Annotated in this window: 14 protein-coding genes and 5 tRNA genes; 11 read left to right on the top strand and 8 right to left on the bottom strand. The window is 68.9% G+C overall.

From position 1 onward, the window contains the following. Positions 1-33: 33 nt before the first annotated feature. The 8 genes from CMC5_RS27710 (at position 34) to CMC5_RS27745 (ending at position 7,306) form a co-directional block, all read left to right on the top strand. Positions 34-741, top strand: coding sequence for a response regulator (locus tag CMC5_RS27710; protein ID WP_050433228.1), 708 nt, complete (start codon positions 34-36; stop codon positions 739-741). Further along, positions 738-2,204 carry a HAMP domain-containing sensor histidine kinase gene (locus CMC5_RS27715; protein ID WP_050433229.1) on the top strand — a complete coding sequence of 489 codons (1,467 nt, stop codon included), beginning with the start codon at positions 738-740 and terminating at the stop codon, positions 2,202-2,204. Before CMC5_RS27710 ends, CMC5_RS27715 begins: the two co-directional genes overlap by 4 nt. Before the next feature lie 151 nt (positions 2,205-2,355). After that, on the top strand, positions 2,356-3,150 hold the full coding sequence (gene pstB, locus CMC5_RS27720) for a phosphate ABC transporter ATP-binding protein PstB (RefSeq protein ID WP_050433230.1): 795 nt from the start codon (positions 2,356-2,358) through the stop codon (positions 3,148-3,150). Between the two features lie 11 nt (positions 3,151-3,161). Continuing rightward, positions 3,162-3,887, top strand: a complete 726-nt coding sequence (gene phoU, locus CMC5_RS27725; protein WP_050433231.1) for a phosphate signaling complex protein PhoU — start codon at positions 3,162-3,164, stop codon at positions 3,885-3,887. A gap of 5 nt (positions 3,888-3,892) precedes the next feature. After that, positions 3,893-4,930 (top strand): PstS family phosphate ABC transporter substrate-binding protein, encoded by a 1,038-nt coding sequence (locus CMC5_RS27730; RefSeq protein ID WP_050433232.1) that lies wholly within the window; start codon positions 3,893-3,895, stop codon positions 4,928-4,930. Beyond that, positions 4,927-5,841: a phosphate ABC transporter permease subunit PstC gene (pstC, locus tag CMC5_RS27735; protein WP_050433233.1), complete on the top strand. Its 915-nt coding sequence runs from the start codon at positions 4,927-4,929 to the stop codon at positions 5,839-5,841. Before CMC5_RS27730 ends, pstC begins: the two co-directional genes overlap by 4 nt. Continuing rightward, positions 5,838-6,707: a phosphate ABC transporter permease PstA gene (pstA, locus tag CMC5_RS27740; RefSeq protein ID WP_050433234.1), complete on the top strand. Its 870-nt coding sequence runs from the start codon at positions 5,838-5,840 to the stop codon at positions 6,705-6,707. Before pstC ends, pstA begins: the two co-directional genes overlap by 4 nt. Before the next feature lie 50 nt (positions 6,708-6,757). Continuing rightward, positions 6,758-7,306: a gamma-glutamylcyclotransferase gene (locus CMC5_RS27745; protein ID WP_050433235.1), complete on the top strand. Its 549-nt coding sequence runs from the start codon at positions 6,758-6,760 to the stop codon at positions 7,304-7,306. Positions 7,307-7,384: 78 nt separating this feature from the next. On the opposite strand, the gene CMC5_RS45040 is transcribed toward CMC5_RS27745, so the two are convergent. From CMC5_RS45040 to CMC5_RS27770, 7 genes are all read right to left on the bottom strand, one after another. Then, positions 7,385-7,475: transfer RNA gene (locus CMC5_RS45040), tRNA-Ser, on the bottom strand. Positions 7,476-8,128: 653 nt separating this feature from the next. Next, positions 8,129-8,199 (bottom strand) — tRNA-OTHER (locus tag CMC5_RS45045). Between the two features lie 206 nt (positions 8,200-8,405). Then, positions 8,406-8,537 (bottom strand) — tRNA-OTHER (locus tag CMC5_RS45050). A gap of 249 nt (positions 8,538-8,786) precedes the next feature. Then, positions 8,787-8,857, bottom strand: a tRNA-Thr gene (locus CMC5_RS27755). Between the two features lie 10 nt (positions 8,858-8,867). Then, a tRNA-Val gene (locus CMC5_RS27760) sits at positions 8,868-8,938 on the bottom strand. A 106-nt stretch (positions 8,939-9,044) separates the two neighbouring features. Beyond that, entirely contained in the window at positions 9,045-9,518 is a 474-nt protein-coding gene (locus CMC5_RS27765) for a hypothetical protein (RefSeq protein WP_050433237.1), read from the bottom strand. Between the two features lie 130 nt (positions 9,519-9,648). Beyond that, positions 9,649-10,620, bottom strand: a complete 972-nt coding sequence (locus tag CMC5_RS27770; protein ID WP_050433238.1) for a GlxA family transcriptional regulator — start codon at positions 10,618-10,620, stop codon at positions 9,649-9,651. A gap of 73 nt (positions 10,621-10,693) precedes the next feature. On the opposite strand from CMC5_RS27770, the gene CMC5_RS27775 reads away from it, so the two are divergent. Continuing rightward, on the top strand, positions 10,694-11,203 hold the full coding sequence (locus tag CMC5_RS27775; RefSeq protein WP_050433239.1) for a cysteine hydrolase family protein: 510 nt from the start codon (positions 10,694-10,696) through the stop codon (positions 11,201-11,203). Between the two features lie 70 nt (positions 11,204-11,273). On the opposite strand, the gene CMC5_RS27780 is transcribed toward CMC5_RS27775, so the two are convergent. Further along, positions 11,274-12,047: an SDR family oxidoreductase gene (locus CMC5_RS27780; protein WP_050433240.1), complete on the bottom strand. Its 774-nt coding sequence runs from the start codon at positions 12,045-12,047 to the stop codon at positions 11,274-11,276. 171 nt (positions 12,048-12,218) lie between these two features. Between CMC5_RS27780 and CMC5_RS27785 the strand changes: the two genes are divergently transcribed. Both CMC5_RS27785 and CMC5_RS27790 read left to right on the top strand, forming a co-directional pair. Beyond that, on the top strand, positions 12,219-13,109 hold the full coding sequence (locus tag CMC5_RS27785) for an AraC family transcriptional regulator (RefSeq protein ID WP_050433241.1): 891 nt from the start codon (positions 12,219-12,221) through the stop codon (positions 13,107-13,109). Positions 13,110-13,282: 173 nt separating this feature from the next. Next, positions 13,283-14,065: an SMI1/KNR4 family protein gene (locus CMC5_RS27790; protein ID WP_050433242.1), complete on the top strand. Its 783-nt coding sequence runs from the start codon at positions 13,283-13,285 to the stop codon at positions 14,063-14,065. Positions 14,066-14,138: the final 73 nt, after the last annotated feature.

The raw sequence follows: 14,138 nt of genomic DNA on the forward strand, positions 1-14,138 counted from the left end.
AACCTGTAACATTCACCTGCTAGAAGGTCCGCCATGCCGAGCCACGTTCTCATCGTCGAGGATGAGCGCGATCTGCAGCGCGTCGTCGCCTACAACTTCCGTCAAGCTGGGTTCGACGTCGTCTCGGCGATGAACGGCGAGACCGCCCTCCGTGCACTCAAGGAGGAGCGTTTCGACCTGATCATCCTCGATCTCATGCTGCCCGACATCTCGGGGACCGAGCTCTGTCGCCGCATCAAGCAGAGCCCCCAGACCGCCCAGACACCCATCATCATGGTCACGGCGAAGGGCGAGGAGGTCGACCGGGTGGTGGGCTTCGAGCTCGGCGCCGACGACTACCTGGTCAAGCCGTTCAGCGTCCGGGAGCTCATCCTCCGCGCCCGGGCCGTACTGCGCCGCTCCGAGGGCCCTGGCCCTGCACCCGAGCGCTTCGACTTCGGCGCCCTCCGCATCGACCGCGCAGCGCACCGGGCGTGGGTCGAAGGGCAAGAGGTCGCCCTCACCGCGCTGGAGTTCCGCCTCCTCATGATGCTCTACGATCGCCGAGGCCGCGTGCTCTCGCGGGACACCCTCCTCGACGAGGTCTGGGGCTCCCACGTCGACGTGACCGCCCGCAACGTCGACACCCACGTGAAGCGGGTCCGCGAGAAGCTCGGCGTCGTCGGGGAGTACATCGAGACCGTGCGCGGCGTGGGCTACCGCTTCCGCGCCGACGCAGGCGAGAGCACCAGCAGCGGATGAGGCGGCGACTCGGCCTCGGCGGCAGGCTGGTCCTCGCGACGGCGGTGGTGCTCCTCGGCGCCGGCGTCGTGCTCGAGCAGCTCAGCTCGCACGAGCTGGAAGCGCTCCTCGCCCGCCACGCGGCCCCCCCGGCCGCCATCGACGCCGCCCTCGCGCGCTACCGCCAGCTCGTCCTCATCGGCGTCGCCGCTGCGATCCTGGTGGCCTCCGCCGTCGGCGCAGCGGCCGCCCTCCTGGTCACCCGCCCCGTCACCCGCCTCACCCGCGTCGCCCTCGCCATGGCCCGCGGCGATCTCACCGCCCGCGCCCCGACCCGTGGCGCTGGCGAGGTCGCTCAGCTCGGGCGCGCGCTGAACCAGCTCACCAGCGCCCTCTCCCGCTCCATCGGGGAGCTGCGCGGCGAGCGCGACGTCCTCGCCGGCATCCTCGACGGCATGCGCGAAGGCGTCCTCGTGCTCGACGGCGACGCCCTGATCGTCCTCGCCAACCGGGCCGTCCGCGGCATGCTCTCCGTCGGAGAAGACGCCGTCGGCAAGTCCGTCCTCGAGGCCATCCGCAGCGCCCGCCTCGCCGAGGCCGTCGACCGCGCGCGGGGTCAAGACGAGCCGGTCGACATCGAGGTCGAGCTCGGCCACCTCTTCGGCCTCGGCCGGGGCGCAGCCTTCACCCTCCCTGCCGCCCGCCGCATCCTCGTCCGGGTCTCTCGCTTGCAGAGCGATACCGGCCGACCGGGCGTCATCGCCGTCTTCCACGACGTCACCGATCTGCGCCGCCTGGAGACCATCCGCACGGACTTCGTGGCCAACGTGTCCCACGAGCTGCGCACCCCGGTGACGGCCATCAGCACCGCCGTCGAAACCTTGCAGATGGGCGCGCTCTCCGATCCTGGCGAGGCCCCCGAGTTCGTGGCGATGATCGACCGCAACGCCCGGCGGCTACGTCAGCTCGTCGACGATCTCCTCGACCTCGCCAAGATCGAATCGAAGACCCTCAAGCTCGATCTCCAGACGCTCGACGTCAGCGGCGTCATCGAGCACGCCACCCACCTGTGCGCCGAGCCGGCGCGACGCCGCCGCGTCGAGGTCACCGTCGAAAAGCCGTCCGATCTGCCCCTCGGCCGCTTCGACCAGCGCGCGCTCGAACAGGTGCTCACCAACCTGCTCGACAACGCCATCAAGTACGCAGGAGAGGGGGCGCACGTCACCGTCTCGTCGCGCACAGAAGGCGACCTCCTCGCCATCACCGTCGCCGACGACGGTCCCGGGATCCCGGCCCAGCACCTGGGGCGCATCTTCGAGCGCTTCTACCGCGTCGACGCAGGCCGCTCCCGCGACCTCGGCGGGACCGGCCTCGGCCTGGCGATCGTGAAACACCTCGTCGAGCTGATGAGCGGCGCCGTCGACGTCGAGAGCGCCCTCGGACGCGGCACCCGCTTCACCGTGCGCATCCCGCGCGGCGCGTGAGCCTCCGCCGCCCATCCACCCCTCTGTCACCGTCCCGTCACTCACCGCCGGTAGACACGATTGCCCTGACGCAGAGGCGCCCGGTGGAGGATACTCCCCGCGTGCGTCCCCTCCCCTCCCTCAACCCCGAGCAGCGCCCATCCACCCGTAGATGACCGCGATCGATCCCGAGATCGGCGCCGAATCGGCGCCCGCCACCAAGCTCCAGGTCACGCACCTGAACGCTTACTTCGGAGATCTCCACGTCATCCGGGACATCACCCTCGGTGTCCCCGCCGAGAAGGTGACCGCCATCATCGGCCCCTCCGGCTGCGGAAAATCCACCTTCCTGCGCTGCCTCAACCGCATGCACGAGCACGTCCCGGGGGCCCGGGCCAAGGGCGAAGTCCTCCTCGACGGCGTCGACGTCTACCACCCCTCGGTCAACCCCGTCCGGCTGCGGCGGCGGGTCGGCATGGTCTTTCAGAAGCCGAACCCGTTCCCCACGATGTCCATCCGCGACAACGTACTCGCCGGCCACCGGCTGAACGGCACCCACATCGACGCGCCAGGAGAACTCGTCGAGCACTGCTTGCGCCAGGTGGCCCTCTGGGACGAAGTGAAGGACCGGCTCGACCAGCCCGGCATCGCCCTGTCCAGCGGCCAGCAACAGCGGCTCTGCATCGCCCGGGTGCTGGCCGTCGAGCCCGACGTCGTCCTCCTCGACGAACCCTGCTCCGCCCTCGATCCCATCGCCACGGCCCACATCGAGGAGCTGATCGAGGAACTGAAGGATCGGTATACTCTCCTCCTCGTCACGCACAACCTGCAGCAGGCGGCGCGCGTCTCCGACTACATGGCCTTCTTCTACATGGGGAATCTCGTGGAGTTCGACCGGACCGACGTCATCTTCACCAACCCCAAGGAGAGCCGGACCGAAGACTACGTGACCGGCAAATTCGGCTGAGATCCCGACCGATGCCCACGCACACCAGCAAGGTCTACGAGCACGAGCTGCGGACGCTGCGCGACAAGCTCCTCCTGATGGGCAGCCTCGTCGAGGAGATGATCCACAAGGGCTCCACCGCCCTCTCCACCCGCGACTCCGGCCTCGCCAAGGCGACGATCCGGCTCGACCGGCGGTGTAACCGGCTGGAGTGCGAGGTGGACGAGCTGTGCATGCGCATCCTGGCCACACGCCAGCCGGTCGCCTCGGATCTGCGCTTCGTCACCACCGCGCTGAAGATCGTCACCGACCTCGAGCGCATCGGCGATCTCGTGGTCAACGTCTGTGAACGCGTGGAAGAACTCAACGAAGAGTCCCCGCTGGCCGTGACCGAAGAACTCACCAGCCTCTCCGAAGAGGCGGCGGCGGTCGTGCGAGAGGCCCTCGACGCCCTCGTCTCCCGCGACGTCGAGCGCGCCCAGAAGCTCCTCGAGCACGACGACCAGATCGACGACCACTACGCCCGCATCTTCCAGGACGTGCTCACGCTCATGAGCCGCGATCCTGCCACGGTGTACCGAGCCACCCGCGTGCAGTCGATCGCCAAGTACCTGGAGCGCATCGCCGACCACGCCATGAACATCGCCGAGTCGGTCGTCTTCCTGGTCAAGGGCAGAGACATCCGCCACAACAACCGCCTCAAGGAGAGCGACCCGCTCGAAGGCGAGCATGACGAGAGGCCCTCACGGGCCCGCTGAGCGCCATGGGGGGCACGACCTTCACAGCGGCGCCCTTCGCGTGGGCCGCCGCGGGCGTGCTCGCTTCGGGCCTCCTCGGCTGCGGCCGCTCGGGGCCCGACCCCGTGGTCACCGTGGATGGCTCCAGCACCGGCTACCCCCTCAGCGAGGCCGTCGCCGAGGAACTCCAGCGCAGGACCCCGCCCACCCGGGTCGTCGTCGGGATCTCGGGGACGGACGGCGGCCTCCAGAAGCTCTGCGCCGGTGAGGTCGACATCTCCGCCGCATCCCGGCCCATCCGCCCGAGCGAAGCGGAAGCCTGCCGCAGCGGGGGGATCGACTACCTCGAGATCCCCGTCGCCTTCGACGGCATCGCCATCGTCGGAAACCTCGCCAACACCTGGGCCGATCACATCACCACCGACGAGCTCCACAGGATCTGGGAGCCTTCGGCAGAGGCCAAGGTGAACCACTGGAGCGACGTGCACCCAGGCTGGCCCGCGCGTCCCCTCCGCCTCTTCGGCGCCGGCCTCGACTCCGGCACCTACGATCACTTCACCGAGGCCATCGTCGGCCGCGTACACGCCAGCCGCAGCGACTACACCTCCAGCGAAGACGACAACATGCTCGTCACCGGCGTCGCCGGCGACCCGCTCGCCCTCGGCTTCGTGGGCTACGCCTACTACGAACAGAACCGCGATCGGCTCAAGCTCTTGCCCGTCGACGACGGCAACGACGAGAACGGCCGAGGCCCCGTCGCCCCCACGCGGACCACGATCACCGAGGGGACCTACCAGCCCCTCTCTCGCTTGCTCTTCCTCTACGTCGCGCGCAGCGCCCTGAAGCGCGCCGAAGTGACCACCTTCGTCCGCTTCTACCTCCAGAACGCGGCCAAGCTCGCCGACGAAGTCGGCCTCATCCCGCTCCCCGAGAGCACGTACCACCTCGTCCAGGCGCGGATCGCGCAGCGCATCACCGGCTCCCTCTTCGACAAGGGCTACCTCCCCGCGCGCGCCATCGAGCAGCTCCTCGCTCGTGACCTGCGCCCCGCCGAGGCTCCATGAAGCCCGACCTCGCCCGCGACCTCCGCCGCCCCAGCGCCCCCTCCGAGCGGGCCGCGAAGCTCGTCTTCTCGCTCTGCGCCGCCGTCTCGCTGCTCACCACCCTGGGCATCGTCGCCGTCCTCCTCCAGCAGACCCTGGGCTTCCTCCAGGCCGTCTCCCTCCGTCAGATCTTCGCCGACGTCTGGTGGACGCCTCGCTTCGCCGAGCCCCGCTTCGGCATCTGGCCCCTCGTCTGCGGCACCCTGCTCACCACCGCGATCGCCATGATCGTGGCCATCCCGCTCGGCCTCCTCGCCGCCATCTACCTCAGCGAGCTCGCCGGCCCCCGCCAGCGACGCCTCCTCAAGCCCCTGCTGGAGCTCCTCGCCGGCGTCCCCACCCTCGTCTACGGCTACTTCGCCCTCACCCTCGTCACGCCAGCGCTCCAGCGCGTCCTCCCCGGTCTCAGCAGCTTCAACGCCCTCAGCGCCGGCGCCGTCATGGGCTTGATGATCCTGCCCCTCGTCGCCTCCCTCAGCGAAGCCGCCCTCCACGCCGTCCCCATGAGCCTCCGCGAGGCCTCCTACGCCCTCGGCGTCCGCAAGCTCCCCACCCTCTTCCACGTGGTCATCCCGTCGGCCTTCTCCGGCATCGCCGCCGCCGTCCTCCTCGGCGTCTCGCGCGCCATCGGCGAGACGATGGTCGTCACCATCGCCGCGGGCCAGCAGCCCCAGCTCACCCTCGATCCGCGCGTCTCCATCGAGACCATGACCAGCTACATCGCCCAGGTCAGCCTCGGCGACACCCCCACGGGCACCCTGGAGTACAAGACCGTCTTCGCCGTCGGCCTCTGCCTCTTCACCATGACGCTGGTCCTCAACGTCCTCTCCTACCGACTCCGGCGCCACCTCCGCCGAGGAGAGCGCGCGTGAGCGACGACCTCCACACCCCGATCCCGGGCGCCACCACCGAGCGCGTCTTCCACGCCATCGGCTTCCTCGCGCTCCTCCTGCCGCTCCTCGTCCTGTTCGTCCTGTTCGCGGGCGTGCTCACCGACGCCTGGCCCCGGCTCGGCTGGGGATTCCTCACCGGCATCCCCTCACGCCGCCCCGAACTCGCCGGCATCTTCCCGGCCCTCGTCGGCAGCGCCTACCTCATGACCCTCACCGCCGTCATCGCCGTCCCCATCGGCATCGGCGCCGCCATCTACCTCGAAGAGTACGCCCGCCCTGGCGCCCTCACCTCCCTCATCGAGGTCAACATCGCCAACCTCGCAGGCGTCCCCTCCATCCTCTACGGCCTGCTCGGCCTCGAGGTCTTCGTCCGCGTCCTCCACCTCGGCAGGAGCCTTCTCGCCGGCGCGTTGACGCTCTCCCTCCTCCTCCTCCCGATGGTCATCATGACCTCACGCGAGGCCCTCCGGACGGTCCCCCACGCGCTCCGTGAAGCCTGCTACGGCCTCGGCGCCGACCGCTTCCGCATGCTCCGCCTCGTGATCCTGCCCATGTCCCTCCCCGGCATGATCAGCGGCATCATCCTCGCCCTCGCACGCGCCATCGGAGAAACCGCGCCCCTCCTCACCCTCGGCGCGCTCACCTACGTCGCCTTCGTCCCCGACTCGGTGCGCAGCGCCTTCTCCGCTCTTCCCCTCCAGATCTTCGGCTGGATCAGCCGTCCCCAGGCGGGCTTCCACGAGAGTGCCGCCGCGGGCATCGTGGTTCTGCTCGCGCTCATGCTCTTCATGAACGGAATCGCCCTCTGGCTCCGCGCCCGTCTCCAGCGGCGTACGCACGGGTGAACCCAGCGCTTTCACGGCCTCGTACCGCGCCGTATCCTGATACGTCGCCCATGTCCCACGAGATCTGGATCTTCGGCTACGGGTCGCTGGTATGGCGCCCCGCGTTCCCCTTCCAGCGTCAGCACCCCGGCTACATCGTCGGCTGGGCGCGCCGCTTCTGGCAGGGATCCACGGACCACCGCGGCGTCCCTGGCGCACCAGGTCGCGTCGTCACCCTCGTGGAGTCGCCTGGACATCGCTGCTGGGGCATGGCCTACGAGGTCGCCCACCACCAGCTCGCCGAGGTGCTCGACATCCTCGATTTCCGCGAGCAAGGCGGCTACGTCCGCCACGATCTCCCGCTCTACCTCTCCGGGGACGAACAGCGCCCGCGCAGCGCCACGGTCTACGTCGCCGCCGCGGACAATCCCTCGTACCTCGGCCCGGCGTCGCTCCCCGACATCGCCCACCAGATCCGCGCATCCCGCGGCCCGAGCGGACCCAACATCGATTACGTCCTCCGCCTCGCCGAGGCATTGAGCGCCATGCAGGCAGAAGACGAGCACGTCCATGAGCTGGCGGGCCTGCTCCGCGAGCCCATCCTGGCGGAGACCGGCTGAGCCCGACGCCCTGTCCGGAAGCACGCACGGGGTCGCCACCAGGCTCGGCACCGCACCGATCCTGGCTTCCCTCGAGGCTGGCGGAAGTCGGAGGTCTCGATCCCCACACCTCTTCTCGAGGTGCCCACTGCTTTCCAAGCAGGTCCGGTCCCTGACCGGTTCGACTTCCAGGAACCTGATCTCATGCGAAGCGGAAAGGGGCTTCCGTTGGCATCACGCGGCCGCCCAGTCCGCTGGATGCAGCGCTTGCACGGCCCTCGTCGCATTCCGACGAGGCTCCTGCGCATCGATCGTCGCTGCCACCAGGCGGGGGTCCGAGATCTGGGCGCGTGGGCGTCGTCGTCGTCCGACTCGGCGTGGGCTGGCAAGATCGCGGATGCATGTCCGCCATGTACATCGATGTCGACGTGAATCACGGCGTCGACGCCGACCAACGCGGCGTGGGCTGGCAAGATCGCGGATGCATGTCTGCCATGTGCGGCGATGACGACGTGAATCACGGCGTCGACGCCGACCAACGCGGCGTGGGCTGGCAAGATGGCGGATGCGTGTCCGCCATGTGCATCGATGACGACGTGAATCACGGCGTTGGCGCCGACCAACGCGGCGTGGGCTGGCAAGATGGCGGATGCATGTCCGCCATGTGCATCGATGACGACGTGAATCACGGCGTCGACGCCGACCAGCGCGGCGTGGGCTGGCAAGATGGCGGATGCATGTCCGCCATGAGCATCCATGGCGACGTGAATCACGACGCCGAAGAAGTCGAACTCTCGCGGCTGGCCCGAGGAGAGCCACCGTCCGGGCGACGCGACGTCGCGGCGCCCCTGCCAGGAGTCGAACCTGGGCTACGAGCTTCGAATGCTCGCGTCTGGAGCCACCAGAACAGGGGCTGGACATCGGGCCTCCCTGCGAGGAGTCGAACCTCGGAAGCCGGGGTAGAAGCCCGGCGCCTGGAGCCGCCAGGACAGGGAGCATGGGTGGCCGATCGCGCGCCCAGACGACGGGGATCAGCCTGGTGCCGCCCACGGGTTTCGAGCCCGTTGGTGCAGACGAGGCGATGAGACGACACGAAGCGCGTGACACGACGAGAGAAGCGTGGCGCCACTGGCGGGATTCGAACCCGCGACCGCCTCATTCATGGTGATAACCGTCATTTCCACGGCCCGTAGCGGGCAAGGTAATGAATGACGGCGTGCACAGGTGCTCTACCAGGCTGAGCTACAGTGGCATGTCGGTCCGGAAACGTGAGGACATAGCGGGGTGTGAGGGTATCGACCCCTCGCGCAGGAGCGCTGGAAACGCCGCGATCACCATGACGCTACGCCCCGGAAACTGCGCCCCCGCGTCGCCCGGAAACTGTGCCCCCGCGTCGATCGAGATCGTCGAGGAGCCGTCGCGTCGAACTCTGCGGCGTCGACCCCTGCCGCGTGGGGCATGTCAGGGTCCGAAGGATCGGCGCGCGAATGCTTGAGACCAGAGCCCCCCTCCGGAATCGAACCGGAACCGACTGCTTACAAGGCAGCTGCTTTACCATTCAGCCAGGGGGGCGACGCTCGGGAGCCTTCGTCCGGAATCGAACCGGGACCGCCTGCTCGTGGGGCGGATGCTCTGCCATGGAGCGACGAAGGCGAGATCGTGCGAGAGCCATGGCTCCGCGCGAAAGGCAGAGGAAATGCGCAGACGGGGGACAGGCCGCTGGACGCGAGGCGTCTGCCAGGCGGCGGTGATGGGTCCTTCAGCCCGGCTCGAACCAGTAGACGACGCGGCTCTTGGGCGTCCCCTTCAGGGTATCCGCCCAGCGGAGCAGCTCCTTCCTGGCCTCGTCCCACAGGGCCTCGGCGAACCGTGGCTCGTAAGGGGAGTCTTCGGGAGAGGGGCCTTCAGCCAGCGTTCGCAGCTTCTTCTCGGTCAGTGCTCCCGCTCCGAAGATCTCGTCCTCGTCCAGGGGGAGGTCATTCTCGGCGGCGACCTCGCGCATCTGCGCGAAGAATCGCTGGAACTCTTTTTCGTGGGCGTCGCTGAAGGTCGCTCCCTTCGGACAGGCCTCGTTGCACGCGAGCATCAGCAGGAAGGAGGCGCGTGACTCCTCGATCTTCACATCGATGCGCGTGGAGCGCTTGGATGGCTTCATGGTCCTGGGGCTCAGGGGAACCCACCCCTCCTCGGTCTTCACTTCGAGGAACACGTGAGGCGTGATGTCGACGCTCATGTCGTGCGAGGGTAGCGCCGCCGGCTGGCTGCCAACATCCGAAACCCTCCGTCGGTGTCGCCGTCCTCTCTGGCGAAGGGCGGTGGTCTCCGTCGTCGGCCTCCAGGGCCGCAGCCCGGCCTCGAGGCGCTCAGCGGAAGGTGCCGAGGCCGAAACGGCGCCGGTACTCGCCGGGCGTCAAGCCCATGACGTTGACGAAGATGCGGCGGAAGGCGCCTGGATCGCCGTAGCCGAGACGCCAGGCGATCTCGTCGAAGCTGTGGGGCGATCGTTCGAGGAGATGGCGCGCGCTCTCGACCCGGAGCAGCTGGAGGTAGGTGCCCGGCGCGTGCCCGGTCGCGCGCTGGAAGCGACGGACGAACGTGCGCTCGGTGAGCTTGGCTTGCTGCGCCATGGCCGCCACGTCGATCTTCTCGGCACGCCTGGCGTGCAGCCAGTGCTGCACCCGGACGATGGCCTCGTCGCCGTGGGTCATGACCGGCGCGAAGGTGTCATAGAAACGTTGCTCGCGGCCTCCAGGGTCGACGACCCAGTAGCGCGCCGTCGCGAGGAGCGTGCTCGGGCCGAGATACCGACCGACGAGGTGGAGGCCGAGGTCGATCCACGCCATCACGCCGCCGGCGGTGACGATGTCGCCGTCATCGATGAGGATCTCCTGGGTGTCGACCTGGACCTCGGGAAAGCACTCGGCCAGGCGAGCGCCGAGCGCCCAGTGCGTCGTCGCGCGGCGCCCCTCCAGGCATCCGGTCGCGCCGAGGAGAAAGGCTCCAGCGCAGACCGAGCAGAGCGTCGTCCCGTCTTCGTGGCGCTCGACGAGCCAGGACGCGAGCGCCGTGAGCTTTGCGATCTCGGCGCCATCCGACCCCAGGCTGGGCGGCAGGAGGATGGCATCGAGAGGCCCCTCGGGTGGCTCGGCCACCTTGCGCCGCCCGTCGACGCGGAGCACGGACGCCACGATTCCCGGCCCCCCCTTCGTTTCGCTCATCTCGGCGCCGAGCCGGGTGGCGGTCTCGAACAGGTCGACGAGCCCGTGGACCGCCGCCTGCTGCGCGCCAGGATAGGCGAGGACTCCCACGGTGGCGCCGGTCGCTCTCTTGACCATGTGGCAGAATTAGCCTGAAGAATGGTCGGAACGCCACTGGGCTCGTCCGGTCGCGATCGGTAGGCTCTGCACCATGACGAAAGCACTCCTCGTGATCGACGTGCAGAACGACTACTTCTCCGGTGGCGCCTTCCCGCTCTGGAATCCCGAGGCGACGCTCGAGCGCGTCGAGCACGCCATCGGGCAAGCCAAGGCGAAGGACATCCCCGTCATCCTCATTCAGCACCTCGCGCCACGCGGCGCAGCGCCCTTCTTCGAGGAGGGATCCGCCGGCGCCGAGATCCACCCGCGCATCCTGAGCGCTGCCCCGGGTGCGCCCGTCGTTCAGAAGACCTATGCCGACAGCTTCGTGAAGACGACCCTGGAGGAGACGCTGGAGAAGCTCTCGGTGAAGGAGCTTCTCGTGTGCGGGATGATGACGCACAACTGCGTGACGCACACGTCCATCTCGAAGTCGGCCGAGAAGTACGGGGTGACCGTCCTCGCCGACGCCTGCACGACGGTGACCGAGCTGCTCCACCAGCTCGCGCTGCACGCGCTCTCGCCTCGGGTTCGCCTCGCGCCGACGACCGAGGTGCTCTGATTCCTGCGGCAGGGTCACGCGGCCCCGCCACGCCGCCGAGCCAGGCGCGTCGAAGGTCACCGGGCCGGGATCACGAGGCCTGAGCGGTCGGCATGATCGTGACCTGCTGGAGGTTGACGCGCTTCGGCAGGGCCACGGTGAACGCGATGGCCTCGGCCACGTCCTCGGGCGCGAGCCACTCGATCTGCGACTTCGACCCTTCGAGCCAGTCGCGCGCGCCCTGGAAGTCGACGTGGCTCTGCAGCTCCGTGCCCACGATGCCCGGCTCGATGGCGGTGACGCGAACCCCCTTGGAACCCAGCTCTGCCCGGAGGTGGACCGACAGATGGGTCACGAATGCCTTGGTGCCGCTGTACACGGCGAATGCCGGGAAGATGTTCCTGGCGGCGATGGACGAGATGTTCACGAGGTCTGCCGGTCCCCGCGCGGCGCCCGCCTGCACGAGGGAGGCAGTGAATGCGCCGATGACGTTCATCAGGCCATGGATGTTGAGATCGATCTGCTGCTCCCATTGCTCGACGCGCTTCGCTTCGATCGGGTTCGGCAGCATGATGCCGGCATTGTTGACGAGAATGTCCACGCGCCCGAATCTCTCGAAGACCTCGGCGGCGACCCGCTCGACGGCTGCTCGGTCGGTCACGTCGACATGCCACGCGGCGGCCTGGCCACCAGCCTCCTGGATGGCGTCACGGAGCGCGTCGAGCTTGTCCTTCCGGCGAGCGAGCAATGCAACACGCGCCCCGCGCGCGGCGAGCACCTTCGCGGTCGCCTCGCCGATGCCGCTCGATGCTCCCGTGATGACCGCCACCCGTCCCGCGAGCGTGCCCTGGGCTTGCTGAACCATGTGTCACTCCTCTTGCTGGGGCCCTCGCATTCCGCGCGGCCCGTCGATGAGACGAGGTTGGTTCACGGCGGCCGAAAGCGGAAGGCACGGAACTCTCGAAGGCATGCACGATCCTCTGAGCGGGGCGATGAACGCTGGCGCCGCCCCGACCCGTCGTGGAGGATGAGACCCATGTCGAGAGCACCGCGGGAGAGCAACTCGCTGGCCGCCGGGATCGCCATGCTGGCGCGTCAGGAGGGCTGTAACAGCACGCTCCATCCCGGCGTCGTGGTCTACCACCTGACCGCCGCGGAGCCGCCGACGCCCCTCCTCTACCCCTCCAGCTTGATCCTCGTCGGCTCTGGAGAGAAGCAGGCGACGCTGGGCGATCAGCTCTTCGATTACAACGCCGACCATTACCTCGTGGTGACCCCGCCCCTGCCGATGCTCTGCAAGACCATTGCGTCGGCCCGGAGGCCGGTGCTCACGGTGCAGATCGAACTCGATCTCGCCCTCCTGCGCGAGCTGCTGCTCGACGTGGATCTCCGGCCCCCGCCCCAGCCAGCGCGCGCCGCTCGCAGCGTGTTCCGGGCGCCGCTGCCGCGCGATCTCGAGGACGCCGGCGCGCGCTTGGTGGCCTGCTTGGCAGAGGAGCGGCGCACGCGGGCGCTCGCGCGGCAGACCATTCGCGAGATGCTCTTCCTGGTGCTCGAGGGTCCTTATGGGGATTCGCTTCGGGCGCTCGCAGAGGGTCCGGTGAGTCAGCTCTCCCATGTGCTCCGCCACATGACGACGCGGTTCACGGAACGCATGATGATCGGAGACCTCGCGCAGATGGCGCACATGAGCGTTCCGACCTTCCATCAACACTTCAAGACGATGACCGGGACCTCGCCCTTGCAGTACATGAAGGCGGTCCGCTTGACCCGAGCGCGCCAGCTGCTCCAGGCGGGAGGCCTGGTGAAGACGGTCGCGCACGACGTGGGCTACGAGAGCGAGTCGCAGTTCAGCCGGGAGTACCGACGGCTGTTCGGGGCCCCTCCGTCAGCGTCCACGCAGCTGACGCCGCGCGAAGAGCGCTGAGCGCCTCCCCGGCACCCGCTGCCACGAGAGGCCGAGGTCGAGCAGACGGGCGCTCGCGCCACGCAGCTCCGATCTCACCGAGGGCCCAGCACCGCGGACGGCGTGCCTCGAAGCGGGCACGGTCCGTCCGACCGCCGTGGACACGTCAGAGGACTCCGGCTTACCTTCAGCGCATGGAAGCGCTGCTGAAGAAGCTCGACGCCGAGATCAAGTCGAAGGCCCCAGCGACGCACGGCGCGTTGCGCCCGCCTGCCGACGCCGCGGCGCTCGACCGCCTCGCCGCCCGCTTCGGGGGGACGGCGCCGCCAGCGCTCGTCGCCTGGTACACGCTGCACGATGGCGTCGAGGGGGGGCATGACTTCGACCCCAACAGCACGTTCTTCTGCCTCTCCATCGACGAGGGGCTCCGTGTCGGGCGCGAGCTCCTCGGCGAGGACAAGGGCCACCCGCTCCTGTCGAATGGCGGAGGAGCCTGGGTCTGCTACGCCGCCGATGGCTCCCTCGTCGCTCACCGGCACGGCGAGACGTGGACCTTCGCGCCGAGCCTCGAAGCCTGGGTGACGTCGGTGACGGCCGCCCTCGCGCAGCAGAAGGTGACGACGATCCCCGCACCGCGAATGCCGGCGACGTGGGCCCCGGTGACGGACCTCCCCAGCAGCACGAGCGTCCTCATCGCCTTCACCCGCGCCGCCGCCGTCGGCACCGTGGTCCTGAAGGAGACGCTGCAGCCCAGCGGCGTGTACGGGGAACTCCTGGTGAAGGCGCAGCCGAGCCTCTGGCTCTGCCTCCTGCCCCGGAGCGCGGCCGATCGCGCGGCAGTGCTGGAGGGCGCGATCGCGGAGTGGAAGACGCACCACGCGGCAGCGCCGAGCTGGAGTAGTGGGTACCTGAAGACCGACGAGCAGGCCGCCATCTCTCTCTCTCCGTCGCCAGGGACGCTGGTATTCCGCGGGTGATGTTCCCTGGGCGAGCGAGCTGAGGTCGCGTTCTCTCAGCTCACCCGCGATCAGGCCGTCGAGAGGACGCGGT

Source organism: Chondromyces crocatus, assembly GCF_001189295.1.
GTDB classification, from domain to species: domain Bacteria; phylum Myxococcota_A; class Polyangia; order Polyangiales; family Polyangiaceae; genus Chondromyces; species Chondromyces crocatus.

Excerpts from the sequence above, each read along its gene's own strand:
- CMC5_RS27730 (WP_050433232.1), top strand. The coding sequence starts at position 3,893 with ATGGGGGGCACGACCTTCACAGCGGCGCCCTTCGCGTGGGCCGCCGCG.
- phoU (WP_050433231.1), top strand. The coding sequence starts at position 3,162 with ATGCCCACGCACACCAGCAAGGTCTACGAGCACGAGCTGCGGACGCTG.
- CMC5_RS27775 (WP_050433239.1), top strand. The coding sequence starts at position 10,694 with ATGACGAAAGCACTCCTCGTGATCGACGTGCAGAACGACTACTTCTCC.
- CMC5_RS27790 (WP_050433242.1), top strand. The coding sequence starts at position 13,283 with ATGGAAGCGCTGCTGAAGAAGCTCGACGCCGAGATCAAGTCGAAGGCC.
- pstB (WP_050433230.1), top strand. The coding sequence starts at position 2,356 with ATGACCGCGATCGATCCCGAGATCGGCGCCGAATCGGCGCCCGCCACC.
- CMC5_RS27765 (WP_050433237.1), bottom strand. The coding sequence starts at position 9,518 with ATGAGCGTCGACATCACGCCTCACGTGTTCCTCGAAGTGAAGACCGAG.
- CMC5_RS27780 (WP_050433240.1), bottom strand. The coding sequence starts at position 12,047 with ATGGTTCAGCAAGCCCAGGGCACGCTCGCGGGACGGGTGGCGGTCATC.
- CMC5_RS27715 (WP_050433229.1), top strand. The coding sequence starts at position 738 with ATGAGGCGGCGACTCGGCCTCGGCGGCAGGCTGGTCCTCGCGACGGCG.
- CMC5_RS27785 (WP_050433241.1), top strand. The coding sequence starts at position 12,219 with ATGTCGAGAGCACCGCGGGAGAGCAACTCGCTGGCCGCCGGGATCGCC.
- CMC5_RS27770 (WP_050433238.1), bottom strand. The coding sequence starts at position 10,620 with ATGGTCAAGAGAGCGACCGGCGCCACCGTGGGAGTCCTCGCCTATCCT.
- pstC (WP_050433233.1), top strand. The coding sequence starts at position 4,927 with ATGAAGCCCGACCTCGCCCGCGACCTCCGCCGCCCCAGCGCCCCCTCC.
- CMC5_RS27710 (WP_050433228.1), top strand. The coding sequence starts at position 34 with ATGCCGAGCCACGTTCTCATCGTCGAGGATGAGCGCGATCTGCAGCGC.
- CMC5_RS27745 (WP_050433235.1), top strand. The coding sequence starts at position 6,758 with ATGTCCCACGAGATCTGGATCTTCGGCTACGGGTCGCTGGTATGGCGC.